The sequence below is a fragment of the Burkholderia sp. KJ006 genome (assembly GCF_000262695.1).
Taxonomy (GTDB): Bacteria; Pseudomonadota; Gammaproteobacteria; order Burkholderiales; family Burkholderiaceae; genus Burkholderia; species Burkholderia vietnamiensis.
In genome coordinates this window covers 715,690-741,275 of sequence record NC_017921.1, presented here as the reverse complement: position 1 = coordinate 741,275, position 25,586 = coordinate 715,690, and the positions used below count along the sequence as shown (strand labels likewise).

At 67.7% G+C, this 25,586-nt stretch carries 23 protein-coding genes; 8 read left to right on the top strand and 15 right to left on the bottom strand.

Annotated elements, in window-relative coordinates:
• Window positions 1-199: 199 nt before the first annotated feature.
• Both MYA_RS17420 and MYA_RS17415 read left to right on the top strand, forming a co-directional pair.
• Window positions 200-1,609: an MFS transporter gene (locus tag MYA_RS17420; RefSeq protein ID WP_014724370.1), complete on the top strand. Its 1,410-nt coding sequence runs from the start codon at window positions 200-202 to the stop codon at window positions 1,607-1,609.
• Window positions 1,610-2,186: 577 nt separating this feature from the next.
• Window positions 2,187-3,071: a helix-turn-helix transcriptional regulator gene (locus tag MYA_RS17415; RefSeq protein WP_014724368.1), complete on the top strand. Its 885-nt coding sequence runs from the start codon at window positions 2,187-2,189 to the stop codon at window positions 3,069-3,071.
• 40 nt (window positions 3,072-3,111) lie between these two features.
• Here the strand turns inward: MYA_RS17415 and MYA_RS17410 are convergent, their stop codons facing one another.
• Window positions 3,112-3,312 carry a hypothetical protein gene (locus MYA_RS17410; RefSeq protein ID WP_014724367.1) on the bottom strand — a complete coding sequence of 67 codons (201 nt, stop codon included), beginning with the start codon at window positions 3,310-3,312 and terminating at the stop codon, window positions 3,112-3,114.
• A 30-nt stretch (window positions 3,313-3,342) separates the two neighbouring features.
• Window positions 3,343-4,662: a DUF3422 family protein gene (locus tag MYA_RS17405; protein ID WP_041494256.1), complete on the bottom strand. Its 1,320-nt coding sequence runs from the start codon at window positions 4,660-4,662 to the stop codon at window positions 3,343-3,345.
• Window positions 4,663-4,820: 158 nt separating this feature from the next.
• Here MYA_RS17405 and MYA_RS17400 point away from each other — a divergent pair, with 158 nt between their 5' ends.
• Window positions 4,821-5,696, top strand: a complete 876-nt coding sequence (locus MYA_RS17400; protein WP_011881275.1) for a LysR family transcriptional regulator — start codon at window positions 4,821-4,823, stop codon at window positions 5,694-5,696.
• 30 nt (window positions 5,697-5,726) lie between these two features.
• Here MYA_RS17400 and MYA_RS17395 read toward each other — a convergent pair whose 3' ends face one another.
• The 5 genes from MYA_RS17395 to MYA_RS17380 all read right to left on the bottom strand — a co-directional run bounded on the left by MYA_RS17395 (window position 5,727) and on the right by MYA_RS17380 (window position 9,787).
• Window positions 5,727-6,293 (bottom strand): hypothetical protein, encoded by a 567-nt coding sequence (locus MYA_RS17395; RefSeq protein ID WP_014724365.1) that lies wholly within the window; start codon window positions 6,291-6,293, stop codon window positions 5,727-5,729.
• Window positions 6,294-6,425: 132 nt separating this feature from the next.
• On the bottom strand, window positions 6,426-6,779 hold the full coding sequence (locus MYA_RS17390) for a hypothetical protein (RefSeq protein ID WP_148278580.1): 354 nt from the start codon (window positions 6,777-6,779) through the stop codon (window positions 6,426-6,428).
• 413 nt (window positions 6,780-7,192) lie between these two features.
• Entirely contained in the window at window positions 7,193-8,914 is a 1,722-nt protein-coding gene (poxB, locus tag MYA_RS17385) for a ubiquinone-dependent pyruvate dehydrogenase (protein ID WP_014724362.1), read from the bottom strand.
• Window positions 8,915-9,134: 220 nt separating this feature from the next.
• Window positions 9,135-9,257 carry a hypothetical protein gene (locus MYA_RS32430; RefSeq protein WP_014724361.1) on the bottom strand — a complete coding sequence of 41 codons (123 nt, stop codon included), beginning with the start codon at window positions 9,255-9,257 and terminating at the stop codon, window positions 9,135-9,137.
• Between the two features lie 29 nt (window positions 9,258-9,286).
• Window positions 9,287-9,787, bottom strand: coding sequence for an Lrp/AsnC family transcriptional regulator (locus tag MYA_RS17380; RefSeq protein WP_011881271.1), 501 nt, complete (start codon window positions 9,785-9,787; stop codon window positions 9,287-9,289).
• A 188-nt stretch (window positions 9,788-9,975) separates the two neighbouring features.
• Here MYA_RS17380 and MYA_RS17375 point away from each other — a divergent pair, with 188 nt between their 5' ends.
• Window positions 9,976-10,992: a 1-aminocyclopropane-1-carboxylate deaminase gene (locus tag MYA_RS17375; protein ID WP_011881270.1), complete on the top strand. Its 1,017-nt coding sequence runs from the start codon at window positions 9,976-9,978 to the stop codon at window positions 10,990-10,992.
• A 54-nt stretch (window positions 10,993-11,046) separates the two neighbouring features.
• On the opposite strand, the gene MYA_RS17370 is transcribed toward MYA_RS17375, so the two are convergent.
• The 4 genes from MYA_RS17370 to MYA_RS17355 all read right to left on the bottom strand — a co-directional run bounded on the left by MYA_RS17370 (window position 11,047) and on the right by MYA_RS17355 (window position 18,876).
• Window positions 11,047-14,403 (bottom strand): ATP-binding protein, encoded by a 3,357-nt coding sequence (locus tag MYA_RS17370; protein ID WP_014724360.1) that lies wholly within the window; start codon window positions 14,401-14,403, stop codon window positions 11,047-11,049.
• Window positions 14,404-14,496: 93 nt separating this feature from the next.
• The gene (locus tag MYA_RS17365; RefSeq protein WP_011881268.1) at window positions 14,497-15,171 is read right to left on the bottom strand and encodes a response regulator; all 675 of its coding nucleotides are present in this window, start codon (window positions 15,169-15,171) and stop codon (window positions 14,497-14,499) included.
• A gap of 334 nt (window positions 15,172-15,505) precedes the next feature.
• Window positions 15,506-15,694, bottom strand: coding sequence for a hypothetical protein (locus MYA_RS17360; protein WP_085954502.1), 189 nt, complete (start codon window positions 15,692-15,694; stop codon window positions 15,506-15,508).
• Between the two features lie 116 nt (window positions 15,695-15,810).
• Window positions 15,811-18,876 (bottom strand): ATP-binding protein, encoded by a 3,066-nt coding sequence (locus MYA_RS17355; protein WP_014724357.1) that lies wholly within the window; start codon window positions 18,874-18,876, stop codon window positions 15,811-15,813.
• A gap of 638 nt (window positions 18,877-19,514) precedes the next feature.
• Between MYA_RS17355 and MYA_RS17350 the strand changes: the two genes are divergently transcribed.
• From MYA_RS17350 to atsR, 3 genes are read left to right on the top strand one after another with little or no spacing between them, the layout of a single operon-like run.
• Window positions 19,515-20,390 carry a response regulator gene (locus tag MYA_RS17350; RefSeq protein WP_014724356.1) on the top strand — a complete coding sequence of 292 codons (876 nt, stop codon included), beginning with the start codon at window positions 19,515-19,517 and terminating at the stop codon, window positions 20,388-20,390.
• 48 nt (window positions 20,391-20,438) lie between these two features.
• The gene (locus MYA_RS17345) at window positions 20,439-20,939 is read left to right on the top strand and encodes a molybdopterin-dependent oxidoreductase (RefSeq protein ID WP_011881265.1); all 501 of its coding nucleotides are present in this window, start codon (window positions 20,439-20,441) and stop codon (window positions 20,937-20,939) included.
• Between the two features lie 9 nt (window positions 20,940-20,948).
• Entirely contained in the window at window positions 20,949-22,763 is a 1,815-nt protein-coding gene (gene atsR / locus MYA_RS17340) for a hybrid sensor histidine kinase/response regulator AtsR (protein WP_041494050.1), read from the top strand.
• Window positions 22,764-22,812: 49 nt separating this feature from the next.
• Here atsR and MYA_RS17335 read toward each other — a convergent pair whose 3' ends face one another.
• Together MYA_RS17335 and MYA_RS17330 are read right to left on the bottom strand one after the other, a co-directional pair.
• Complete coding sequence (locus tag MYA_RS17335) at window positions 22,813-23,232, bottom strand: secondary thiamine-phosphate synthase enzyme YjbQ (protein ID WP_014724354.1); 420 nt, start codon at window positions 23,230-23,232, stop codon at window positions 22,813-22,815.
• Window positions 23,233-23,242: 10 nt separating this feature from the next.
• Window positions 23,243-23,569 carry a thioredoxin family protein gene (locus MYA_RS17330; RefSeq protein WP_011881262.1) on the bottom strand — a complete coding sequence of 109 codons (327 nt, stop codon included), beginning with the start codon at window positions 23,567-23,569 and terminating at the stop codon, window positions 23,243-23,245.
• Between the two features lie 253 nt (window positions 23,570-23,822).
• Between MYA_RS17330 and MYA_RS17325 the strand changes: the two genes are divergently transcribed.
• On the top strand, window positions 23,823-24,155 hold the full coding sequence (locus MYA_RS17325; protein ID WP_011881261.1) for a DUF2322 family protein: 333 nt from the start codon (window positions 23,823-23,825) through the stop codon (window positions 24,153-24,155).
• A gap of 114 nt (window positions 24,156-24,269) precedes the next feature.
• On the opposite strand, the gene MYA_RS17320 is transcribed toward MYA_RS17325, so the two are convergent.
• Both MYA_RS17320 and MYA_RS17315 read right to left on the bottom strand, forming a co-directional pair.
• The gene (locus tag MYA_RS17320; protein WP_034193697.1) at window positions 24,270-24,839 is read right to left on the bottom strand and encodes a hypothetical protein; all 570 of its coding nucleotides are present in this window, start codon (window positions 24,837-24,839) and stop codon (window positions 24,270-24,272) included.
• Window positions 24,840-25,021: 182 nt separating this feature from the next.
• Window positions 25,022-25,480, bottom strand: a complete 459-nt coding sequence (locus MYA_RS17315) for an Lrp/AsnC family transcriptional regulator (protein WP_009691375.1) — start codon at window positions 25,478-25,480, stop codon at window positions 25,022-25,024.
• Between the last annotated feature and the right edge of the window lie 106 nt (window positions 25,481-25,586).

The following is a 25,586-nucleotide window of genomic DNA, read 5'->3' as shown; positions in this document are numbered from 1 at the left end:
CCGAGATATGACGCGCGGCGCGTATGACGAACCGCGCGCGCAGGCATCTCCACATATTGCGCGCGCAACGTCCCATTAATAGGGATGACTGTCCAGATGTTGACGCGCGCGGTACGCGGGCCATAACGTTGTTCCGATGCCATTGAATACGGCCGTCCCGTCACGCGGGCACGCGCCGCACAAGCACAGGAGACGACCCGTGGCCCATTCCGCGTCACGCACCCATGCCGCGCCGTCGGAGCAAGCGCGCGCGGGCGCCGATTCCGCAGCGCCCGACGCTCGCGCGTCCGCTGCATTTACCGCATCCACCGCATCCACCGCATCCACCGCGCCGGCCGGCCGCAAGCGCATGGTCATCCTCGCGCTGCTGTTCGTCACGGTGGTGATCAACTACCTCGACCGCAGCAACCTGTCGATCGCCGCGCCCGCGCTGTTCAAGGAGCTGAACATCGACCCCGTGCGCGCGGGCCTGGTGTTTTCCGCATTCGGGTGGACCTACGCGCTGATGCAGATACCGGGCGGCTGGCTCGTCGACAAGGTGTCGCCGCGCGTGCTGTATGCGCTCGCGCTCGCGCTGTGGTCGGCCGCGACGCTGCTGCTCGGCTTCGTCGGCTCGTTCGTCGGGCTGATCGTGCTGCGGCTCGCCGTCGGCGCGCTGGAAGCGCCGGCCTATCCGATCAACAACCGCGTGGTCACGACGTGGTTCCCCACCCGCGAACGCGCGGGCGCGATCGGCGGCTACACGTCCGGGCAGTTCGTCGGCCTCGCGTTCCTCACGCCGGTGCTCGCGTGGTTGCAGCAGCACCTCGGCTGGCACATGGTATTCGTCGCGACCGGGCTCGCCGGCATCGCGTGGGCCGCGATCTGGTACGCGCTGTATCGCGAGCCGCGCGCGTTTCGCGGCATCAACGCGGCGGAACTCGCGCTGATCCGCGACGGCGGCGGCCTCGTCGATCTCGAAGACCGCATCGCCGCGCGCCCCGAACGCGTGCCGTCGACGTGGCGCGACCTCGGCGTCGTGCTCGGGCGGCGCAAGCTGTGGGGCATCTATCTCGGCCAGTTCGCGCTGAACTCGACGCTGTGGTTCTTCCTCACGTGGTTCCCGACCTATCTCGTCAAATATCGCGGCATGGACTTCATCAAGTCCGGCTTTCTCGCGTCGCTGCCGTTTCTCGCCGCGTTCGTCGGCGTGCTGTGCTCGGGCGTGCTGTCGGACTGGCTGATGCGGCGCGGCGCGTCGCAAGGCTTCGCGCGCAAGCTGCCGATCATCTCGGGGCTGCTGATCTCCACCTGCATCATCGGCGCGAACTACGTCACGTCGACCGGCTGGGTGATCGCGTTCATGACCATCGCGTTCTTCGGCAACGGCTTCGCGTCGATCACGTGGTCGCTCGTGTCGGGCCTCGCGCCCGCGCGGCTGCTCGGCCTCACCGGCGGCGTGTTCAACCTGATCGGCAATCTGTCCGCGATCGCGACACCGATCGTGATCGGCCTGCTCGTCGACGGCGCGGACTTCTCGCGCGCGATCACCTACATCGCGGCGATGGCGCTTGCCGGCAGCCTGTCGTACGGGTTGCTGGTCGGCAAGGTCGAGCGGATCGAGGCGTAAGGAGCGGCCCCGAACCGATCTTGTGGTCGCGCCGACGATCGGGCTGGGCGCGGCACGCCGAGCGAAGCGGTAGCTGCTGGCCTTGCGTTCGGATGCGTGCCGGCCACACGCACGGCGGCTGTCGCGCAGGCTTCCGATGCAGGGCTGTGCGAACGCGCGGATGCGTCGGTCATCGGCCGGTACGGCAGCACGTCGTCATCGAGTAATTGGATCGACTAAGGCACGCCGAGCGAAGCGGTAGCTGCTGGCCTTGCATTCGGCCGCGTGCCGGCCACACGCACGGCCGCGGTGGCGCATTCCTCCGACGCAAGGCTGGGCGAACGCGCGGATGCGTCGGTTATCGGCCGGTACGGCAGCACGTCGTCATCGACTAACTGGATCGACTAAAGCCCACGCGCCGCGCTCGACAACGCGCGGACGCCGCCGCTCCTTTACACTGCCCGTTACGCCGGCCTTCACGGCCGCCGGAACGCGTCGTCCGACGCGCGGAGCCATCGCCCGCCGCCCCGTGGTTCCCCGTGATGACGCCGACGCCGCAACCGCTACAATCGCGCCCGCTTCCTACCGAGAGACCCGCATGCCGCTCGACATGAACGCCTGCCACCGCGACGACGACCGCTTCGACGCGTCGTTCAAGGCGCTGGGCGAGCTGATCGAGACGGTCGGCACGCCGCATTTCGTGCCGCGCCTCACGCGGCTGCTGAACGACGTCGTGCCGCTCGACGTCGCGCACGTCGAACGCTCGCGCGTCGACGGCGCGATGCCGACCGGTTACCGCTGCGAATGGATCGGCAGCAGCGGCATCGGCACCGCGACCGCAGAAATCTCCGACGTGATGACGCTCTACTACGAGCGCTTTCTCGACAGCGACCCGCTGTTCGCCGGGCTGCGCGGCAAGACCGGCACGATGCTGGTCGTGCGCGACATCGCGGCGATCCCGCCCGGCGAATTCCGTCAGCGGCTGTTCGACGACGTGCGTATCGGCCACGAATGCGTGCTCGCGCGCGGCACGCGCTACGCGCAGCATTCGATCGCGCTCGAACGCGGTCGCGACCGCCCGCCGTTCACGCTCGCCGAGATGAACCGCTTTCGCAGCATCAGCGACGTGCTGTTTCCGCTGCTCGAACTGCATGCGTCGACCACCGCCGCGCGCCGTATCGCGCATCCGGCCGCCGACCTGCATCCGCTCGCGCAGTTCGACGCGCGGCTCGCCGCCGACGGCGTGAAGCTGTCGAAGCGCGAATACGAAACCTGCAAGCATCTGATCTCGGGCAAGACCGTGCCGGAGACGGCCGACATCCTCGGCGTGCGTGTGGCGACGGCCGAGTCGTACGTGAAGCGCGCGTTCGCGAAGCTGGGCGTGCGAACCAAGCGCGAGCTCGCCGCATGGGGAGCCGCCGCGCCGGCGTCCCGCCGCGCCGCGCGACAGGCGGACGACGTACCGCCCGCGCGGGGCGAATGATCGGCGCGAGCGACGCGCGCGCCCTATCGCCGAAGCCGCTTCAGTTGTAGCCGAGAATCGCGACCGCCGCGACCTCCGGCCGATCGACCGTGCCACCGACGAGCGACGTCATCGGCTCCTGCAGCACCGCATGGTACGAGGTCGCGCGTACCTCTTGCGATGCGTCGGCGTCGTACTGCGGCGGCGCGTCGAATGCGTGACGACCTGCGACGTTGCCGGTTTGCGATTGCGCAAAAGTCATCTCCACTCCTTTTGATATGTCGTTGGTGTTCTAGCTCGCCCGTTTCAACACCGGCGCATGCGCGGCTACGCCGTCATGCGCGGTTTCGGCGCGCGCGAGCTGGGCGCGCGTGCGTCGCGTGACGTGAATCACCGCGAACACGACCGGTGCGATCAGCAGACCTTCCGCCAGCTCGGGATCGACCGGCAGGTTCATCACGTGCAACGCCTTGAACGCCGCGGTGGCGAGCGACAGCACGTAATACGAGATCGCGGCCACCGACAGCCCTTCGACCGCGTGCTGCAGATGAAGCTGGTTGCGCGCGGTGCGCTCCATGCCGACGAGCAGGCGCGTGACGTCCTGTTCCTGCGCCAAGTTCACGCGCGTGCGCAGCAGATCGACCGCGCGCGCGATGCGCGCCGCGATCTGCTCGTGACGCGCCCACACGCTGCGGCAGGTTTCCATCGCCGGCGCGAAGCGCCGTTCCATGAATTCGGCGATCGTCGGCATCCCTTCGATGCGCTCCTCGCGCAGCTCGTGGATGCGCGCCAGCACGAGCTTCTCGTACGCGCGCGACGCGCTGAAGCGCGCGCCCGAGCCGGACAGCGCTTCGACCCGCACCGCGAGATGCGTGAGCTTCACGAGCAGCGCGGCGTCGTCGCCGTCGGCGCCACCGGCGTCCATGCGCTGCATCAGCGCATGCAGCGCCGTATGGATGTCGTCGAGCTCGCGGCTCATGCGCCGCGCGACCGGCAGCGCGAGCAGCGCCATCATCCGGTACGTCTCGATTTCGTAGAGGCGCTGCAGCAGACGGCCGCCCTGCTCCTCGCGGAAATCCTCGTCGATCACGAGCAGGCGCATGAAGCCGTCGTCGCGCACGTGCCAGTCGCAGAACACCTTGCCGCCGCCGAGCACGCTGCTGCCGACCAGCGCCGGCCCGTCGATCCAGCGGCGCAGCTCGCCGCGCACGAGCCGCGCGGCATCGCCCGACAGCAGCTCCATGCGCACCGCGACGAAGCGGATGCCCGCGAGCCGCGCGAACCATGCAGGCGGAACGCCTTCGATGGCGAGATCGTCGAAATAGCCGGTGTCGCGGCGTGGCGCGACGAACGTGAAGGTCGAGAATTCGGTGTGACGCTCCCACTTCACGTACCAGCCGCACGGCGACTGCACCGCATGGTGGGTCGCACCTTCGTGCGGCGCGTCGAGGCCGGTATCGCGGCACAGCGCGTGCAGCAGCGTTTCGTGGATGTCGGGCTGGCCGTCCGCGTAGATCGCGTAGTGCGTGAGCGACACGGCTTCGGCGATCCGCAGGAACGGCCGCGCATGCAATTCAGCGGCCAGTGCGGCGCGCAACGGATGATCCATCATCGATACACCACTCTGTTCGGTTCGACGCGGCGTGCCGGCAGGCCCGCGATCGCCGCGCCGCATCGGGCGATACGGCAGGCGTGTTTTCACTATGGCAGACACGCTGCGACAATAAAAACGCATAATGCTGATCGTTACGTTCAGCTTTCCTGATACCGATGAAGATGCTCGATCACGAGGTTCTGGCCACGGTCGTCGCCGTTGCGGAAACCGGCAACATGACCCGCGCCGCCGAAGCGGTGAACCGCTCGCAATCGGCCGTGAGCATGCAGATCAAGAGCCTCGAGGAAGCGATCGGCCGGCCGCTGTTCGTGCGCAAGCCGCGCAGCATCGTGCTGACGCGCGAGGGCGAGGTGCTGCTGGGATTCGCGAGGCGCATGCTGGCGTTGCGCGACGAAGCGTGGGCGGCCGTAGTGCGGCCGGAGGTGACGGGCAAGGTCGTGATCGGCGTGCCGGACGACTATGCGTCGTCGCTGCTGCCGTCGGTGCTGAAGAAGTTTTCGGCGACCTATCCGAAGGTCGAGATCCAGGTGATCGGGCTGCCGAGCAGCGCGCTTGCGCCGCTGCTGAAAGACGGCACCGTCGATCTGGTGTGCGGCACGCGCATCAAGGGGCTGTCGGGCGACTTCATCCGCCACGAGCCGATGGCGTGGGCCGCGATGACGAACGGGCCGCGCGTGTGGGAGGAGCGGCCGTTGCCGATCGCGGTGTTCATGCCGGGCAGCGTGGCGCGCGAAAACGCGATCCGCAGCCTCGAACGCGCGAAGCTGCCGTTTCGCACGTCGTACGAAAGCCCGAGCCTGCTCGGGCTGCTCAGCATGGTGGAAGCCGGCCTCGCGGTCGCGCCGCTCGCGCGCTGCGCGATCCCCGCGCAGCTGTCGATGCTCGGCCGCTCGCACGGGCTGCCCGACCTGCCGCCGCTCGAGCTGATACTCGCGCGCAGCACGAAGTCGAAGCGGCCGCCGTGCGACTTTCTCGCCGAACAACTGATGGAAGACCTGCAGCGGCAAACCGGCCAGGCCGGCGACGCCTGAACGTCGGTCAGGCGCGCGCCGCGCCGGTCGTCACGACTCGCGCGGGCACGGCTGGCCGGCCACGGCGAGCGCCGCGTTGACGATGCCGGCCACCGCGTCGACGAGCGCTTCCAGCGTGTCGCCGTGCACGTGCCGCGCGGCTGGTGGAACGTATTCGTGGCGTCGGCCGCCCCACTGGGAGCCCGCCGTCACCGACAGCGTCGCGCCGAACCGGTTGCCGTGCCGCCGGCCGAAGATGCCGACGCGCTCGTCACCCAGATACGCCTGCTCCGGAAGAGACAGGCGGATTTCGGCCGCAACCTGCTCGGGATCGCCGGCGCGCGTCTGCGCATCGACCGTCGGCGCGAACACCTTCGCGATCCGGAAGGTCACGTGCGAATCCCACGCGGCCAGCGGGCCGCCGGCCGCGTCGACGCGCTCGAGGTCGACCGACCATTGATGACGATCCGGCAACCGGATCGCCTGACGCAGCAGCACGTCTGCCGCGCGCACCGTCATCAGCAACTGCCGGGCCAGCTGTGTGCCCGACGGCAGCGTCACCGCGCGCACGCGACGGCTTGCCGAGCGCGCGGTGTGCACTTCTTCTGTGAGGTACATGCATCCTCCGTGTCCAGGGCCAGCGCCGCGTACGACGCGACGCACAATCGTCCACCTCGGCCGGCCGTGCAAGGGCACGGCGATCGGCAAAAAGGTGGCGGATCCAACCAGCAATCGGCGTTCCCGGGGCGGCTAGGCTTGTTCCGTGCGGTCCGGGCGGCCCACGCGGTCCACGGGTCGGACGAGCGGACCGATGATCGCGTCGGTCTGCTGCGCCATCAGCATGTGCAGCGTGAAGTCCAGATCTTCCGGCGCGATCTCGAGCTGCACGCGGATCGCGTCGCGCCCGGCGGTCGCGCCGACGACATACGCGCCGAGCGGCGAATGCAGCCGCGCCGCATCGGCGCTCAGCGTGATCGGCAACTGCGCAGGCGCGCGGCGACGTGAACGCCACGGCACTGCAGCAAGCAGTGGATGGCGAACGGAGCTAAACACCGGCGGAGGTGGGACGGGAAGAATGGGGGTCATGGCGCGGGTCGAAGGCATCTCCGTCGATTGAATACGTCTGGAGCTTATAGGCCCGCGCATAAACACCGTGCAAAAAAACGGCACTGCGGTGCAAAAAACGGTACGCCGATGTCGATGGGCGGCGGGCGTCGACGCGCAATCAGCGCGCCGGCCGTAGCGCTTCAACGGAACGCCGACTCACCGGCCGTCAAAATCGCGCCCGAACGCACAGACGAACCGACCGTGCCAGCGCGGCTTGCTCGGCTCGGCTCGGCTCGGCTCGGCTCGGCTCGGCTCGGCTCGCTTAGCTGGCTTGGCTTGGCTTGGCTTGGCTTGGCTGGGCTTGGCTTGGCTTGGCTTGGCTGGGCTGGCCTGGGCCGGGCGTGGCGCGTAGCGTTGGCCGTCTGCCGGCCGCGCATCTATCGCGCCCCGCCGCGCCCCCACCCCGCCCCTCAGCGCAGATTTGTCCGCGCGAGTTCCACGATCTCGTCGCCGCGACCGCTCAGGATCGCGCGCAGCATGAACAGGCTGAAGCCCTTTGCATGCGCGAGTTCGATCTTCGGCGGCATCGCGAGCTCGTACTTCGACGTGACGACGTCGACGAGCGCCGGCCCGTCGTGCTCGAACGCGCTGCGCAGCGCTTGTGCGACGTTCTCCGAATGCTCGACGCGCACGCTGAAGATCCCCGCGCCTTTCGCGATCGCCGCGAAATCGGTCGCGCTCAGATCGACGTTGGTGTCGAGATAGCCGGCGGCCTTCAACTCCATCGACACGAAGCCGAGCAGGCTGTTGTTGTACACGACGACCTTGATCGGCAGATTGAGCTGGCGCGCGGTCAGCAGATCGCCGAGCAGCATCGACAGCCCGCCATCGCCGGACAGCGACACCACCTGCCGCCCCGGATGCGCGCCCTGTGCGCCGAGCGCCTGCGGCATCGCGTTGGCCATCGAGCCGTGATTGAACGACCCGTGCAGCTGCCGCTTGCCGTTCATCGTCAGGTAGCGCGCGGCCCATAGCGTCGGAGTGCCGACGTCGGCCGTGAAGATCGCGTCCTCCCCAGCGATTTCGTCGACGAGCTTCGTCAGATACTGCGGATGGATCGCGCGGCCCGGCGGCTCCGGCACGGCGAGATCGTCGAGGCTCTTGCGGGCGGCCGCATAGTGCCTCAGCGCGTTCTCCAGGAAGCGCCGCTGCGTCTTGCGCGTGAGGCGCGGCAGCAACGCCGCGATCGTCTCCTTCACGGTGCCGACGAGCCCGAGCGCGAGCGGGGCGCGGTGGCCGAGCTGCGAGCCCTTCCAGTCGATCTGCGCAATCTTCGCGTGGGCCGGATAGAACGGCCGATACGGAAAGTCGGTGCCGAGCATCAGCAGCGTGTCGCACGACTCCATCGCGTGATAGCCGGAGCTGAAGCCGATCAGCCCCGTCATCCCGACGTCGAACGGGTTGTCCCATTCGACGAACTGCTTGCCGCGCAGCGCATGCACGACCGGCGCGCCGAGCATGTCGGCGAGCGCGACCACTTCGTCGTGCGCGCCCTGCGTGCCGCTGCCGCAGAGCAGCGTCACCGCGTCCGATTCGTTGAGCAGCGCCGCGAGCCGGTCGAGATCGGCGTCCGCGGGGAGGATCGACGGCGGCGCCGATACGCTCCACGATGGCGGCTCCTGCGGGCCGTCGCCGAGCGCAATGTCGCCCGGCAGCACGATCACCGCGACGCCGCGCTCCTCGATCGCGGTGCGCATCGCGCGCGCGAGCACGCGCGGAAACTGCGACGCGTTGGTTACGAGTTCCGCGAAATGGCTGCACTCGCGGAACAACTCCTGCGGGTGCGTCTCCTGGAAGTAGCCGAGGCCGATCTCGGTCGACGGAATGTGCGCAGCGATCGCGAGCACCGGCTGGTGGTTGCGATGGCAATCGTACAGGCCGTTGATCAGGTGCAGGTTGCCCGGCCCGCAGCTGCCGGCGCACACGGCGAGGCGCCCGGTCGACGCGGCGTCCGCGCCGGCCGCGAATGCCGCGCTTTCCTCGTGCCGCGTGTGCATCCAGCGGATCGAGCCCATCTGGGCGAGGCTGAACGACAGCCCGTTCAGGCTGTCGCCCGTCACGCCCCAGATGCGCTCGACGCCCGCTGCCGCCAGCGTCTTCGCCAGGTATTCCGCCATTGTTTGTCCAGCCATGGTGCCCTCGCTCGTTGATGGTCGTCGCACGAATGAATGATCCGGCTCGCGGCGGCACCGGCCGCCGCCGGATCGAGCATACGCGAACGCCCAATTACGCGTCGTGACGGTGCGTGCGGGCCGCCGGCATGCGGCGGCGGCGTGATGACGGGCCGTGCGGCGCTGTCGCGGCGGCCCGGCGCGGACGGCGTTAGCGTTGCGCGGCGGAAGCCACGCCGCGCTATATCGGCAACGCGTGCGTCGACAGGATTTCCTTGAGCACGGTGGACGAGCGGTCCTGGCGCACGATGGTCGTTCCGTCGCTGTCGCTGACGCTGTCGCGGCGGGCGGATGCGGGCGGCATTCGCGTCGCGCGGCGAACGTCACGCGCCGCTATATCGGCAACGCGTGCGTCGACAGAATTTCCTTGAGCACCATGAACGAGCGCACCTGGCGCACACCGGGCAGATACAGCAGTTGCTCCGCATGCAGCCGATTGAAGCTCTCGTTGTCGCGCGTGCGGACCAGCATGAAGTAGTCGAATTCGCCCGTCACCACGTGACATTCGACGCATCCCGACACCTTCTGCGCAGCCTTCTCGAACGCGGCGAACGCTTCGGGCGTCGAGCGGTCGAGCACGAAGCCGATCACGACCAGCATCCCGGCGCCGAGCGGCTTCGGGTCGAGCAACGCAACGATGCCGCGGATCAACCCCATCTCCTTGAGCCGCTCCACGCGCCGCAGGCACGCCGGCGCGCTCAGCTTCACGCGCGCGGCGAGGCGCACGTTCGAGATCGACGCGTCCTGCTGCAGTTGCTTGAGGATCGCGCGGTCGATGCGATCGAGCGCCGGCGCGGCATCGACGGGCGACGCGCGACCACGAGTTAATTTCATTGCGCCTCCTGGCGTTTTTACGAATCAGAATTGCTCCACGCATTGCAGTTTGAACGATAACGTAGGCCAACGCCCATTTACTTCGCAAGCTCATTTCTCGCGCTCTTGCCTATCATTTTTCGATCAGCGCGCGGCACGACACGCATCACGCCGCCGCTCTTCCGCCCACCGTCCTTCGGAGCCCGTCGATGAACCTGCAACGTTTTCCCCGCTACCCGCTCACGTTCGGCCCGACGCCGATCCAGCCGCTCAAGCGCCTGAGCGCGCACCTCGGCGGCAAGGTCGAGCTGTATGCGAAGCGCGAGGACTGCAACAGCGGTCTCGCGTTCGGCGGCAACAAGACGCGCAAGCTCGAATACCTGATCCCCGATGCACTCGCACAAGGCGCCGACACGCTCGTGTCGATCGGCGGCGTGCAGTCGAATCAAACGCGCCAGGTCGCGGCCGTCGCCGCGCATCTCGGGATGAAGTGCGTGCTCGTGCAGGAGCACTGGGTCAACTACGACGATCCGGTCTACGATCGCGTCGGCAACATCCAGTTGTCGCGCATGATGGGCGCCGACGTGCGGCTCGTCGCCGACGGCTTCGACATCGGCATTCGCCGCAGCTGGGAAGATGCGATGGAAAGCGTCCGGCAGGCCGGCGGCAAGCCCTATCCGATTCCGGCCGGCTGCTCCGAGCATCCGCTCGGCGGGCTCGGCTTCGTCGGCTTCGCAGAGGAGGTGCGCGAACAGGAGGCGCAGCTCGGCTTCCGGTTCGATTACGTCGTGGTGTGCTCGGTGACCGGCAGCACGCAGGCGGGGATGGTGGTCGGCTTCGCGGCCGACGGACGCGCGGATCGCGTGATCGGCATCGACGCATCGGCAACGCCCGAGCGCACGCGCGAGCAGATCACCCGCATCGCGCGGCATACGGCCGAACTGGTCGAACTCGGCCGGCCGATCGCAGACGCGGACGTCGTGCTCGACACGCGCTACGCGGGCCCCGAGTACGGGTTGCCGAACGACGGCACGCTGGAGGCGATCCGGCTGTGCGCGCGTCTGGAAGGCGTGTTGACGGACCCCGTCTACGAAGGCAAATCGATGCACGGGATGATCGACATGGTGCGTCGCGGGGAATTCGAGCCGGGATCGAAGGTGCTGTATGCGCATCTCGGCGGAGTGCCTGCGCTGAGCGCCTACGCGGAGATCTTTCGCGACGGCTGAGCGGCACGAGGCGCGTCGTGCCGCGAGCCGCCGACGCGTCGCGCCCCGCTTGCTTCATGCGGGCTCGCTCCCTGCTCCCGAGCCGGCTGCACGCAGACGTTCGGCCGACCGCTCGATGGCCGCGCGGCACGCCGGCCATGCCGCCCGCAGCGCGGCGGTTCGGCCCTGCGAGAAGATCCGCTCGGCATGCGCGCAAGCGGCGCCAGCGACGATATCGCCCGCCAGCGCGAAACCGCCGCGCATCGAATGCAACTCCACGCGGATGCGCTCGACGTCTCCGCGCGGCAGCGCGTCGTCGATCAATGCCAGAGACAGCAGCGTCGCGGTCCGCAAATTCTCGCGGATCTCGTCGGTCATCGGCGGTATCGGCCGGTCGCCCGAATCGGCAGAATCGCCCGTAGACGACCGGGCCGCCGCAGCGCGCCTCGCGTGCCGCGTCAGCACCGCGTCGAGCGCATCGATCGACAGCGGCTTGAGCACCACTTCCACCGCACCGGCCTGCGCGCAGCGGCGACGGTCTTCGTCCGTGGCATGCGCGGTCATCGCGATCACCGGCACCTTCGCACCCTGTTCGCGCAGACAATTCGCGAGCGCGAAGCCGTCGAGTTCGGGCATGCCGAGATCGGTCAGCACCACGTCGAACGGCTGCGCGAAAAACGCGCGCATCGCTTCGATGCCGTTCGACACCAGCGTCGCATCGCAGTGCAGCGCGTCGAGCTGGTCGCGCAGCAAGGCGCGGCTCGCCGGATGATCTTCCGCGACGAGCACGCGCAGCGGCGTTTCGCCGTCGGCGCTGCTCTCTGGTGCCGGGGGCTGCGCGGGTGAGAGCGCCGACGTGGGGGTATGGGTTTCTGTCGGTTTGGGAGTCGCCGCGGGGCGGCTCGTTGCATTCATACGTATGGCAGCGGCCCTCGTTGCGGCCGCCATTGCGTCGGGTCCGGTTCTGTTGGCTTCTGTTCCGCTGGCTCCGGGTGCCTCGGTCCCGGTTGCCTTGGCGTCAGCCGCCTCAGCTTCCGTTCCCGTGGCCCCAGTTCCATCGGCTCCAGTTCCGTCGACCCGAGCCGCGTCGGCTCCCGTTACCTCAGCCTCAGTTACCTCAGCCTCGCCCCTCTTCGCGCCGCCCGCCCTCGCATCGACCGCTGCGCGCCCCCGCAACGGCGCATCGGCCAGCGGCAGCGATGCCGTAAACACGGCGCCCGCCCCCGGCCGGCTTTCGACCGTCACGTCGCCGCCCATCAGCCGTGCGAGACGCCGGCACAGCGGCAACCCGAGCCCCGTGCCGCCGAAGCGCCGGTAAATCGACGCATCGGTCTGCACATAGACGTCGAACAACGTCGGCATGCTGTCCGGCTCGATGCCGATGCCCGTATCGCGCACCACGATTTCCACACCGCGCCGCGGCACGGCTGCCGGCTGCGCTTCGACAGTCACGCTGCCATGCTCGGTGAACTTGATCGCGTTGCTGACGAGATTCGAAACGATTTGCCGCACGCGGGCCGGATCGCCGACGTACCCGTCGCCGAGCCCGGCCGCGATCACGCATTCGAGCCGCAGATGCTTCGCGTCCGCGAGCGCACGAAAAATCGCCGCAACTTCGTGCAGCACCGCGCGCAAATCGAACGGAACGGCTTCGAGCGCCATCTGATTCGATTCCGCCTTCGACAGGTCGAGTACGTCGTTGATGGTGTGCAGCAACGCATCCGACGACGACATCACCGTCTGCAACCGCCGCCGTTCCGCCAACGGCAATTGCGCGCGCGCCATCAATTCGAGATTGCCGACGATCGCGTTCAGCGGCGTGCGGATCTCGTGGCTCATCGTCGCGAGGAACGTCGATTTCGCCTTGTTCGCATCCTCGGCCGCGGTGCGCGCCTCCTTCAGCTTGTCTTCGGTCAGCTTGCGCGCGGTGACGTCGGTCAGCGTGCACAGCAGCACGTCGACGCCGTGGAACATCGTCCGTACGACCTGCAATGCCAGATAAACCTTGCCGTGGTCCGCTTGCTCGACCGCCAGTTCGTGCTGCATCACGTCGAGCCTGCCGTCGCTGGCCGCCGCGCGCTCAAGGTACGCCTGCCAGATGCGCTTGCCGAGCCGCTGGCCGCCCGCGCCGCCGTCGTACGCGCGCACCGCGTCGTTGTGCACCATCGTCTCGCCGTCCGCCGCCGACAGCAGCAACAAACCCGCGGGCGCATGACGGGCCAGCGTGCGGTTGAACGCCTCGCTCTCGATCAGGCGGATCGCACGCCGATGCGCGGGGCGCAGCGCGCGACGATCGAACAGCACGATCGCCGACCACAGCAGCACGATCCCGAGCAGCGCCGCGCCGAACGTGATGCCCAAGCCGACACGCATCTCCCGCACCATGCTGCGCCACGAGAAGCTCGTCATCATCACGAGGCCTGTGCCCGGCAGGCGATCGTAGACGACGAAGCGCGCGCCGACGCGCCGCACCGCGACGTGATCGCCGAGCGGCGCGCGCGCGTCGTGCAACGCGCGCTCGATCATCGACCGGTCGCGCTCGCGTCCGAACACGATGTCATGGCGCGCGTCGACGATCGCAACGTCTTCGTCGTCGGAACGCGGCGCCATCACGTCGTCGACACGATGCAAGCCGTTGATCACCAGCCAGCCGAACGGCCGGCCGGCCGCATCGTCGAGCCGGCGCGCGAAGCGCATGACGACCCGGCCCGACAGCGGATCGAGGCGTCGATCGAACACGAACGGACGGCTCTGCATCAGCGTCTTCTGCCGTGCGATGCCGGTCGGCATCAGCCCGTCGATCAGCGTGTGCAGGTCGGTGCCGGGCTCGAGCGTGTGCGCGCGCGGCACGAGTTCGGTGCCGAGCACGGCCAGAAACGGCGCATCGAGCCCGATCAGATAGCCACCGAGCGGTTCGCCGCCGGACACGAGCGCCGGCGGCAGCACGTGCCCGGATCGATCGTCCTGCCGGACCAGACCGAACAGCGCGCCGAGATAGCGCGCATACGATGGTGCGGGACGATCCGGCGTGAGCCGCGCGAGCGCGAGCAGCGTCTCGCTGCCGTCGCCGTTGCTCGCACCCAGCACGCCGCCGGCAGCAGAGAATTGCGCGAGCGCATCGGCAGACGGCCGCGCGCCCTGATTCCACAGCTGCTCGATCCTGCCGCCATAGGTCGCGAGCACCATGTCGGCCATCTCCAGCGTGCGGGAGAATTGCGCCTTGCGATAAAGGAACGTCAAACGGGCCTGCGCGCGATAGTCCTGCACGTCGAGCCGCGTGACGAGCAGCGCGCACATCAGGATGAACAGCGTCACCGCGAAGCCGCCGCCGTACAGCAGCAACTGCTGGTAGCGACGCGCGCGGCCGGGCTCGAACGGCTTGCGCCCCGCATTCGCGACCTGACTCGCGATGCGCTTCAGCTCGGCTGGCATGGGCGCTCCTTTACGCTGAACCGGAAGCCGAAGCCGAAACCACCGGCCGGGATGCGCCGCCGAATCGGCATCGTCGCAGCACGCATGCGGCGACTACGCATCGCTTACGGGTGCATCCGCACCGCCCGCATCCGGAAGCTCGCGTTCGCTCGCATAGCGAATCAGGTCCGCGTCGCGCACGATGCCGAGCTTCTTCATCGCGCTCGACTTCTGCGAGCTGATCGTCTGCTTGCTGCGATGCAGCTGGACGGCAATCTCACCCACCGTCAGCCCGGCCCCGTACAACCGCACGACCTCGATCTCGCGCGCCGTCAGCGTCCGCGCGCCGGTCGGCGCTTCGGTGCAGGTCAGCAATTGCTTGACGACGGGAGACACATAGTTCGCGCCGACGTAAGCCGCATGCACCGCGCCCACCAGATGCGAAATCGCGTCGGACTTGCTGAGGATGCAGCCGACGCCCTGCCGTTGAATCGCATGCAGCACGCTCGGGTTGTCGATCATCGTGATCGTCACGAGATGCAGCGCCGGATAGCGCCGTTGCAGAAACGACAGCAACACGAGCCCATCGCCGTACTTGCCGCCCGGCATCACATAGTCGACGACCAGCACGTCGGCCTGCTGCGCGTCGAGCATTTCCACCAGATCGGTCGAATTCGAGACAGTGCCGAGCAACCGGATCGTGCTGCTCCCAGCGAGCGCCTGGGACATCCCGAGTGCTGACGCCGGATGATCGTCCGCCACCAACACTCGCACAAAAAATTCATCCATCTGCGTTCTTCTCCCGATACAGGCGCTCGACCTGCGATGTCGCACAATGCGTCGCAATTCGAATCGATTCCGCAACACGGTTCGTGTTACGGCCTTCGGCGGACCGAGCGGCGCGCGGTCCAATTCTAAAATAACGGGTGCGCCGCGCTTTGCGCCAACCGCACCTCGCGGCCTGCCGCAGCGAGGATCGCCACACGAACCCGTCGCGAGGCGAGATGACCGCGCAGGGCGTTGCGCCACGATCCGCCGCCGCTCGACGCTCGCGCAAAACCGATCGGCGGCGCCGACGACGCCGTCGATCCAACGTGCTGCGCGACACGATCGCCAGCAGTCGCTAATGTCCGGACACCGGCTCGTCCGGCTGCCCCGCTCGTTCGCCCGCGGCGTGCTGCCACTCGGCAATGACGCGCCGCCGCTGCGCCGGCGACATCATCATGAATTCGTTCAGCCTGGTCAGGAAATCCCGACGGGACTTCTCCGGCAACGTCGCGAACGCAAGCAGCAGCCCGAACACCTTTCCCATATAGCGCACGGCCGTACCCTTCCTTCAGTCGAAATCACACCGCACCCGCACGACGCGGCGTGTCTGCCTTCGATGATCGACGCCGACGGTCTGTGCCGCCGTGACGCGCCGGTTTCTTATCTTCCCGACATATCCGCGGTTGCCCGCGCCTTACCAACCACACAACGCTCGTTCATTGCGCCCACCAGCACACCGATCCCGCGCCGGCGTGCGATCCGCGTCAGACTGCGGCGCAGATCGGCAAGCGTCACCGGCTTCGTCAATACGCAGTCCACCTTCACCGCGGCATAAAGCCTGGCGTCGTCAGGCCCCAGATGGGACGCGACGACGATCACGTCGCACGGCAGCGCGCGCGCATGGACGGCTTCCACCAGCTCCCGAGCGAGCATGTCGGGAAGCTCCGCGGCGATCAGCAGCACGTCCCAATTGCCGCGCGCGAGCATGTCGAGCGCGGCCGCGCCGGACGACACGCAGTCGAACGGACTGCCGAGCACAGCCAGCTGCTCGAGGAAAATCGAGCCGTTGATCGCGGCATCGTCGGCGACCAGCACGCGCGGCAACGACTCCGCTGGCGCCGTCGCAGCCGCGTGCGGATCGGCAATCGGCGCATGCGGCGACTCGCCGCCGGCCCTCAGCGTGCGCTCGAGCGCCATGCGCAGCCCGTTCACCGAGTAGCTCGATACGCGAATCGTGCGGCCAGCGACATCCGGTTGCAGCGGACCATCGGGCGTTGCCAGCACGATCGGCGTGTCGTGCCCGGCCCGGTCCAGTTCGTCGCGCCGCCATCGGTCGGCATCGCCGACGAGCACCAGCGCACGAGCGCGCGCGACGAGCTCGGCCGCGATCCCGACCGGGCTCGCGTGTACCGCGACATCGAAACCCCATGCGCGCAGATGCGCGGACGCGAACTTGCGCCAGGCCTCGTCCTGCGACACGACGAGCACCGCGTGGCCGCTGCTCGCGTCGAGCGGGCGTGTCGGCGCGATGTCGGCCTGCAGCGGCAGATGAACGCTGAAGACGCTGCCCACCTGCGGCGTGCTGTCGACCGACAACGTGCCGCCCATCGCCGTCACCAGCCGATCGCACAGCGCCAGCCCGAGCCCTGTGCCGCCGTAGCGGCGCGTGATCGATGCGTCGACCTGCGAGAACGGCTTGAACAAACGCGCGCGTTGCGTGGGCTCGATGCCGATGCCGGTGTCCTCGACGCTCAGTTCGACCTCGGGCACGCCGCGCGCATCGGGCCACACTGCGACGCGCGCGGCGATATGGCCTTCGCTCGTGAACTTGATCGCGTTGCTCAGCAGGTTGCCGAGGACTTGTGCGAGCCGCGTCGGGTCGCCGCGCATGCGCTGCTCGACGCTCGCGTCGATCTCGACGAACAGCGGCAGCCCTTTCGCCTTCGCGATCGGCGCGAACGCGGCGAGCTGCTGCTCGATCACCGCGATCAATTCGAACTCGATCGACTCGACCGACATCGCGCCGGCCTCGATCTTCGAAAAATCGAGGATGTCGCTGACGATCGCGAGCAGCCCCTCGGCCGACGCGCGCAGCGTGCGCACGCGGCTCTGCTGCGACGCGTCGAGCGCGGTGCGCTCGAGCAGCTCCAGGTTGCCGAGGATCACGTTCAGCGGCGTGCGGATCTCGTGGCTCGTCGCCGCGAGGAACGACGACTTCGCCGCGTTCGCGGAATCCGCCGCGCGCACCGCTTCCTCCAGTTGCTGCACGAGCCGGCGCTGGGCGGTCGTGTCGGTGAATACGGCGATCAGCACGTCCTCGCCCTGATAGCGCGCCGCGTGCGCGATGATTTCCAGATGCAGCGGCGCATCGCCGTGAGCGTCGACCGCGAGCTCCGTCACCAGCGTGCGGCCGCGCCCGCCGTCGGCGACGAACGCGTCGTATCGCTCGAGCACGCGGGCCGACAGCGCGTGGTGATCGCCGCCGTGCGGCAGCAGCATCTGCACGAGCGCGTCGCTCGCGAGCATCACGCGCCGGTCGGACAACGACACGAGGCCGATGCCGACCGGCGCCATCGCGATCACGCTGCGGCACAGCGCTTCGCTGTCGAATACGCGCGCGGAGCGCGCGTAAACCGGCGCGAGCACGCGCCGGTGAAAGCGTACGAGCAGCAGCCACATCACGGCGATCGTCACGAGCGTCGCCGCGGCGAGCACCGCGGCCTGCACGCCGACGCCCAGGACGACGTCGCCCCACGACAGCACGTACGCGACGGTCCAGCCGGTCGTCGCGAGCCGGCTGCGAAATACGATCGAGCCGCTGCGAAACAGCGGCTCGCCGAGCGACTCGTCGCCGCGGGCGACGTCGAGCGCGAGCAGGCGCGCGTTCAGCGCGCCGGTGTGCTCGACGGCCGGGTCGATCGCGATGAGCCGGTTGTCCGCCGACGCCACGAAGAACCGGCCGGCCAGGCCGCGATCCGGCAGCCACGACAGCAGGTACTCCGGTGCGTATTCGGTGACGAGCACCGCGAACGCGCCGCCGCCCGCGCGGGCCTGGGCGGCGATGCGGATGCGCGAGCGGCCCGTCACGGGGTCGACATAAGGCGGCAGCCAGCGCACGCTCGGCCGGCCATCGCTCTGCGCGGGCATCGGCCCGTCGAAATCGACGTGCAGCGCCGCGAGCAATTGCGCGCGCGTGCGCGCGGTCGCGAGCGCCGGGTGATCGCGCGCCGGGCGCGGCACGATGCCGAATACACCGGTACGCGTACTGTAGTGATAGCCCTCGACCGTGCATGCGCGATTGTCCGCACTCGTCGCGCACAGATGCGGCAGCATGAACGACAGCGCCAGATAGCGCGCGACCTCGTCACGCTGCGCGGTCTGGCCGGGCACGCCGACCACGAGCGATTGATACGGTGTGACCGCGAGTTCCTGGCCGTGTGTGAAAAAAGTGTCGACGACATCGGCAGGCGCCGGCGCCGTCTCGCTCCAGATCAGCTGCGCATTCATCACGTCGTTGACGAATGCGGTTTCGGCGACCTGCAGCTCCTCGGCGGTCTCGTCGACGCCGTTCAGGAAATTGCGCCGCTCGGCGTCCAGATAGCCGTACACGATCGACGAGATGCCGAGCCCGCAGGCGATCAGGATCAGGATCGTGACGACGATGCCGCCGCCGAACATCGAAATGCTCTGATAGCGGCGAATGAACTGGAGCGTGCTGTTTTGCATGGCGCGACGTGACGACGCCCGGGCGGCGGACTCGCGGCGCAACGGCGGCCGCGCCCGGCATGTCGACGGATAGATTCGGATGACGAATGCCGATCATGCCAAATGACGACGCGGAAATCCGTCGCGGATTATCCTTTTAGTACACGTACGACTCGTTCGAACGTTCGTTTTGAACTTGAACGATATTTCGTCGTCAAGTCGCCGGTGGGGCGGATCGGACGGGACCGATCGCGTGGTCGAATCGCGCGCGCACGCGCGTCGCTGCGCGTCACCGTGAACGTCGGCGAAGAATGCGTACTGCGAAGCGCACGCCGGCGCACGCGGCATGCGGTGCGCGCGCAGCGGGTGTGCGCGCGGCGGGGCGAATACAATTCACCTACGCCGACACGCAGTCCCAGCTTTTCTCAGGCTCTCTCAGGCTCTCTTCGGATTGTTTTGTCACCTGCGCAACGCCGGCTTCGCCGTGTCGATTGGTCGACATTCGGACTCCAAACCTGACGCAACAAACAATAGTGACGCGGTGGGCAATAATAATCGAGATAAATGACATGTCAAGGCGTATCTCGAATTAAAAGTTTGCATATCACGTCACTTTTGAATATGCTCTCGGTCGCTCAACCGCAGGAGACCCCTTCGAGATGTCCAATAGCGAGCAGGTCAACGTCGATCTCATCACCGCAACCAAGGTGCGCGATCTGCTGACGCGCAACGGTGTTCCGCCGCGCAGCCACAACACGACGATCGCCAACGTGCTGGGCCTCAGCTTCTCGGTCGTCACGCGCAAGATGAAAGGGCTGATCCCGTGGAACCTGTCGCAGCTGCAGGACATCGCGACGCACTTCGGCGTGCCGCCCGCGATCCTGCTCGACGACAAGGGCACGCAACCGGCCGCCGCCGAGATGGTCGATGCGACGCTCGTGATCGCGTCGCGCCGCTTTCGCTGCCGCGCCGCGATCTCGGCGAAGGCGAGCAGCCAGATCGACACCGATTTCGTCGCGCTGCAATGGCAGGGCGAATGGATCGTCACCGAACGCGAGCACGCGCGCGAAGGCCGCACCTATCCGGTCGACGTCATCGAGCTGCGCTCGAGCCAGCCGACCGTCTATGCGGCGCGCATCGCCGTGGTCGACGATTCGGTGGACGTGGCCGAGACGGTGTGCGAGTACTTCCTCGAAAAGGGCGTCAACGCGATTCCGTATCACGACGGCGCATCGTTTCGCAAAGCGCTGGAAGTCGAGGATTTCGACGCGTACATCCTCGACTGGATGCTCGGCGATCAAACCGCCGCCGAGCTCGTGCGCGGCATTCGCTCGAGCGAGAACGGCGACGCGCCGATCTTCCTGCTGACCGGCAAGATCTCCACCGGCGAAGCGAGCGAGGACGAGATCGCGCACATCGTGTCGCACTACAACGCGCGCTGCGAGGAGAAGCCGGTGCGCCTGCCGATCCTGTTCGCCGAAGTGGCGCGCGAACTGAAGATCACGCTGCCGGCCGCCGCAGCGCCCGCGAACTGACATCCGGCGCAAGCCGGCCCTCACGCGAACCCGCCCCAAGGAACAGCCATGCGAATCTCGACTCTCTGGATGAAGACCCTGCTCACGGCCGGCCTGCTCGGCATGTCCGTCGTGTGCTGGGCCGCGTCGTTTACGTTCACCGTCGACGGCGACATCGGCCGCAGCAACCAGCCCGGCAAGACCACCTACGTGTTCTCCGAGCAGGCGCTGATGGCGCTGCCGCAGTACACGATCGTCACGTCGACGAGCTGGACGCCGAAGGCGTCGTTCACCGGCCCGCGCCTGTCCGACGTGCTGAAGACGGTCGATGCGCACGGCACGCAGATCGAGTTCCGCTGCATCGACGAATACACGTTCACGATTCCCGTGTCGGACGCCGACAAGTACGGCGTGATCCTCGCGCGCACGATGAACGGCAAGGTGCTCGGCAACGACAACTACGGCCCGTTGTGGATCATGTACCCGCGCGACGACTATCCGGACGAGCTCAAGACGCCGCTCGGCGAAGCGAAGTTCGCATGGCAGATCATCGGCCTGACCGTGAAGTAAGCGCACGACATGATGTGCGGGCAATGGAAGAACCGTAAGCTCATCCTGGTCCTCGGATCGCTGTGGCTGCTGGGCTTCGCGGCGTGGGCGTTCCTGTTGTGGGACCTGCTCGCGACGTCGGTCAACGAGGGCGTGCTCGAAGGCCCGCGTGAAGGCGTGTTCTGGACGGCCGCGCAATACCGCAACGCGTATACGCGCTTCGAGCGTCAGCTGATTCTCTACGCGACGCACGAGGACGACGACTTCGATCGCGTGCAGATGCAGCTCGACAGCCTGTCGGTATCGTTCGGCTTCCTGCAGCGGCCGTCCGAAGTGTCCGAATACTGGCTGCGCATTCCGCGCGCGCGCGACGAGATCGCCGAGCTCGGCGCCTTCATGGCGCGCCTCAAGCACGACGTGCCGCTGCTGCGCACGGCGCCCCACGACGACGCACGCCGCATGATCGACGACGTCAATACGTACTGGCCGAAGGTCAATGGCCTCGCGAACTACTTCCGCGCGATCGAGATGGCGCAGCGCGACTTCACGTTCCATCAGCTCAAGGAACGGCAGCGCGCGATTCTCGCGCTCGGCATCATCCTCGGCGTGATCCTGTGCGCGCTGTTCCTGCTGCTGTTCTACACGATGCGCACGCGCGACAATCTGCTCGCGCGACAGCGCGCGGCGCTCGATGCCGAACGCAAGGCGTCCGAGCGCGCGTTCGAGATGATCGAGGCGAAGAACGCGTTCCTCGGGATGGTCAGCCACGAACTGCGCACGCCGCTGCAGGCGATCTGCGGGTCGATCGAGATCCTGCTCGCGCGGCCGCAGTCCGACGCCAACCTGAAGACGATCCGGCGGCTGCAGAACTCCGCGTCGTCGCTCGAGGCGCTCGTCAAGGATCTGACCGACTACATCAAGCTGCGCTCGACCAAGCGCCTCGCCGAAGCCGAAACCGTCGGCATCGCTTCGTTGCTCGCCGAGGTGCTCGATCCGTTGCGCGCGAAGATCGCGGCGAAGCGGATCGCCGTCACGCAGCGCGTCGAGCCGCACGATCTGGCGATCCGCTCGGATCGGAAGCTGTTGCGGCAGGTGCTGTCGAACCTGATCGAGAACTCGGTGAAGTACACCGTCGGCGGATCGGTCGACGTGTCGGTCACGCTGGTCGACGCGCCGGCCGGGCGGCAATTGAAGCTGGTGGTGCGCGACACCGGCGCGGGCATCGCGCGGCAGCATCTGCCGAAGATCTTCGAGCCGTTCTACCGCGCGAACGACGCGGTCGGCCTGCACGTCGACGGCATCGGGATGGGGCTCGCCGTCGTGCGCGAAATCGTGACGACGCTGCGCGGCCATGTGGACGTGCGCAGCGTCGTCGGCGAAGGCAGCGAGTTCGTCGTGACGCTGCCGGCCGAGACGCCCGACGCCAGCGACGCGGCCGGCGACATGCCCGCGTGGCCCGCCGCCGCCGCGCATCGCAACCGCCGCGCGCTGGTGGTCGACGACAACGACAATGCGCGCGAAACGCTCGGCGCGATGCTGTCGGCGCTCGGCATCGACGCCGATCTGTGCGGCACCGGCCACGAAGGCGTCGCGCGCTTCGGCGACGCGCATTACGACCTGGTCGTGCTCGACCTCGAGTTGCCGGACCTGAGCGGCTTCGAAGTCGCGCAGCGCATCCGCGCGGTCGCCCAGCCGGACGACGACGGCAGGCTCGTGTCGATCGTCGGCGTCAGCGCGTACGAGGCGGCGGCGCTGCGCGAGAACCCGCAGGCATTCGATGCGTTTCTGCCGAAGCCCGTGCATCTGCACGAACTCGGCGCGCTCGTCGACACGCTGTCCGGCTGACGGCGGTACGCCCGCGCAGCGTGCGGCCGGCCGCTGTGCGCGCCCGCGCCTATTCGCCGATCAGATGCAGCACGATATCGCGCCGGTGCGCCGCACGGCGATGCTCGAACAGGTAGATGCCCTGCCACGTGCCGAGCACCATGCGGCCATGTTCGACCGGGATCGACAGCTGCACCTGCGTGAGTGCGGTACGCAGATGCGCGGGCATGTCGTCGGATCCTTCGGTGTCATGCTCGTAACGCGTGTCGTCCTCGGGCGCGAGCGTCGCGAAGTAGCGTTCGAGATCGCGCTGCACCGACGGATCGGCATTCTCCTGGATCAGCAGCGATGCCGACGTGTGGCGGCAGAACACGGTGAGCAGGCCGGTGCGGATCGCTTGCTGGTCGACGAACGCACGCACCTGCGGCGTGAATTCGACGAGGCCGCGGCCGCGCGCTTCGACGGCGATGTGCGTGATGGTCTGTTGCATGTCGACGGCCTCAGGCGAGTGCGGCGAAGCCGTCGGCTTCGATCTGCGTGGCGTCGGCCGGACGCACGACACGCGCGACTTCGACGCCGTCGCGCAGGAACACCAGCGTCGGCCACAGCTTCACGCCGAACGAACGGCCGAGCGGGCGGCCGGGGCCGTCCTCGATCTTGAGATGCCGCACGGCAGGATGCGCGGCGAACGACGCGGCGATCGCGGGCTGCGCGGCCGCGCAGATGCCGCACCAGTTCGCGCCGAATTCGATGACGGTGGCACCGGTCAGTGCGTCGACTTCCGCGCGCGTCGGCGCGTTGGCGGTGTAGCGTTGCTCGGTTTCCATCGAGGCCCTCGTGTGCATTGGCGGAACGGGGCCGCCGCGTGCCGGCGTGCGCGGCACGAGCGGCCGGTGATTTCTTACTGTAGCGGAAAAGCGCGCGGGATGCCGGCGGCGGGCGGGCCGGCGCGCCGGTCGATCCGGATGAGGCGAGACGGGCGATCCGCTGCCGCTACCGCTGACGCGCCCCGTTCTGCGGGATAGCGATCGGATAAGATACGGCCCGATTGGCCCATGACCGAACCGACGGAGTGTTTCAGTGATTCAACCGACCGCAGTATTCAAGGACAACCTCGCGCAACTGCCGGCCATCGACGGCATCGCACGCATCGACCTCGTCGGCGCGAACGGCGAGGTAGTCGCCAGCATCGAGAACCAGCCGGGCAAGCAAGGCTCGCTCGCCGTGTACAACTATCTGCAGCAGGCGTTCGGCACGCTCGACGCGAAAGCGGCCGAACACGGCCTCGCAGTGTTCGGCGAGCATACGGCCGATGCACGCAACCGCCCGGGCGCCCACCCGAACGTCGATCGTCTGCTGGCGATCGTCGCGGGCGGCGAAGCGCTGCGCATCGACGTGATCGCGCAGCACTGACGCGCAACGACGTAACGGCGGGTGCGCGAAGCCGGCATCGGGCACCCGCCGATACGCAGCCGCATGCCGCCACACGCGGCGGCATGCGGCAACGGGCGAACCCGAGCGCGATCCTCAGCGATTCGCGCCGAGCGCCACGCGCAGCCGCTCCATCAGCGCCGTGTAGTGACGCAGCACGTCGGCCTTGTCGGTCACGTTCGCGGTCGCGAAGCGCTCGACCCATGCCGGTTTCCATTCGTACGTGCCGTGCACGCTGCGGTCGCCATCGGGCGCGTGGATCAGCGAACGAATCCGCGCGTCGCGGCCGGGCCCCGTGTGCATTTCGAACAGCGCGTGGATGAACGTGTGATACGCGTCGTAGACGTCGTCGTCGAACAGATAGCGATAGATGTGGAACGTGCGGTCCAGCTCGCGCTTGGCGCGGATCACGTCGTCCGGCGAGATGTCCTTCCAGTAGCCGATCCACGTGTAGAAGCACAGCAGCGCATTGAGCTGCGGCGCGACCGTGTCGTACAGCGCGAGCCGTTTCTCGATCAGCCGCTGGTTGGTCCACTGCACGAGCTCGAGCCGCTTCAGCCGGCGCGCGACGAGCCAGCCGAGGCACGCGACCGACAGCGGCGTCAGCACGCCGAGCACGAGCTTGACGATTTCCAGCGAATTCCACGGATCGTTGAGTGGCTGCATGACGGGCTCGACCAGAAGAACGCACCGCGCGGCGATCGTCGCGCGATGACGGTTAGTTGCCGGTGCAGCCGACGCGCGCATCGGCCGCGACGCGGCGAAACGAAACTGCATCGACAGTGTAGCGGGCGATCGTCACCGGCCGATGACGAAACGGCGATGCGGCGCGGCTCGCCCGCCGTGCGCTACGTCGGCAGCGCCGACGTGAGCTTCACCTTCTGCATCGGGATGTCGGTCTTCACGCTGAGGACGCCGGGGATGCGCGTCAGGTACTCCATCTGGAAGCGCCGGTAATCGTCGATGTCCGCCGCCACGACGCGCAGCAGAAAATCGCAGTCGCCGGCCATCAGATGACATTCGACGACCTCCGGCATCTGCTGGACGGCGTCGGCGAAGCGATTCACGGACTCCGCGTCCTGCCCCTTGAGCCACACGCGCGTGAAGATCGTCAGCCCCTTGCCGACCTTCGCCGGGTTCAGCACCGCCACGTACTTCTCGATCACGCCGGCTTCCTCGAGCAAGCGCACGCGCCGCAGGCACGGCGACGGCGACAGCCCGACCTCGTGCGCGAGTTCCACGTTCTGCATGCGGCCGTCGCGCTGCAGAGCGCTGAGGATCCGTCGATCGATCGCATCGAGCTTCATTGGCATCCGATTCCAAAAAAATATCAAAACACGCGTTAAGTGCCAAATTCTCGGAAATATCTAGCTACAACGCAACCCGATTCGAGTCAAAAAAGCAGACAATCCC

Coding starts and splice junctions, on each gene's coding strand:
- MYA_RS17415 (WP_014724368.1), top strand. CDS start 2,187: ATGCCGCTCGACATGAACGCCTGCCACCGCGACGACGACCGCTTCGAC.
- MYA_RS17410 (WP_014724367.1), bottom strand. CDS start 3,312: ATGACTTTTGCGCAATCGCAAACCGGCAACGTCGCAGGTCGTCACGCA.
- MYA_RS17405 (WP_041494256.1), bottom strand. CDS start 4,662: ATGATGGATCATCCGTTGCGCGCCGCACTGGCCGCTGAATTGCATGCG.
- MYA_RS17400 (WP_011881275.1), top strand. CDS start 4,821: ATGAAGATGCTCGATCACGAGGTTCTGGCCACGGTCGTCGCCGTTGCG.
- MYA_RS17395 (WP_014724365.1), bottom strand. CDS start 6,293: ATGTACCTCACAGAAGAAGTGCACACCGCGCGCTCGGCAAGCCGTCGC.
- MYA_RS17390 (WP_148278580.1), bottom strand. CDS start 6,779: ATGCCTTCGACCCGCGCCATGACCCCCATTCTTCCCGTCCCACCTCCG.
- poxB (WP_014724362.1), bottom strand. CDS start 8,914: ATGGCTGGACAAACAATGGCGGAATACCTGGCGAAGACGCTGGCGGCA.
- MYA_RS32430 (WP_014724361.1), bottom strand. CDS start 9,257: ATGCCGCCCGCATCCGCCCGCCGCGACAGCGTCAGCGACAGCGACGGA.
- MYA_RS17380 (WP_011881271.1), bottom strand. CDS start 9,787: ATGAAATTAACTCGTGGTCGCGCGTCGCCCGTCGATGCCGCGCCGGCG.
- MYA_RS17375 (WP_011881270.1), top strand. CDS start 9,976: ATGAACCTGCAACGTTTTCCCCGCTACCCGCTCACGTTCGGCCCGACG.
- MYA_RS17370 (WP_014724360.1), bottom strand. CDS start 14,403: ATGCCAGCCGAGCTGAAGCGCATCGCGAGTCAGGTCGCGAATGCGGGG.
- MYA_RS17365 (WP_011881268.1), bottom strand. CDS start 15,171: ATGGATGAATTTTTTGTGCGAGTGTTGGTGGCGGACGATCATCCGGCG.
- MYA_RS17360 (WP_085954502.1), bottom strand. CDS start 15,694: ATGGGAAAGGTGTTCGGGCTGCTGCTTGCGTTCGCGACGTTGCCGGAG.
- MYA_RS17355 (WP_014724357.1), bottom strand. CDS start 18,876: ATGCAAAACAGCACGCTCCAGTTCATTCGCCGCTATCAGAGCATTTCG.
- MYA_RS17350 (WP_014724356.1), top strand. CDS start 19,515: ATGTCCAATAGCGAGCAGGTCAACGTCGATCTCATCACCGCAACCAAG.
- MYA_RS17345 (WP_011881265.1), top strand. CDS start 20,439: ATGCGAATCTCGACTCTCTGGATGAAGACCCTGCTCACGGCCGGCCTG.
- atsR (WP_041494050.1), top strand. CDS start 20,949: ATGATGTGCGGGCAATGGAAGAACCGTAAGCTCATCCTGGTCCTCGGA.
- MYA_RS17335 (WP_014724354.1), bottom strand. CDS start 23,232: ATGCAACAGACCATCACGCACATCGCCGTCGAAGCGCGCGGCCGCGGC.
- MYA_RS17330 (WP_011881262.1), bottom strand. CDS start 23,569: ATGGAAACCGAGCAACGCTACACCGCCAACGCGCCGACGCGCGCGGAA.
- MYA_RS17320 (WP_034193697.1), bottom strand. CDS start 24,839: ATGCAGCCACTCAACGATCCGTGGAATTCGCTGGAAATCGTCAAGCTC.
- MYA_RS17315 (WP_009691375.1), bottom strand. CDS start 25,480: ATGAAGCTCGATGCGATCGATCGACGGATCCTCAGCGCTCTGCAGCGC.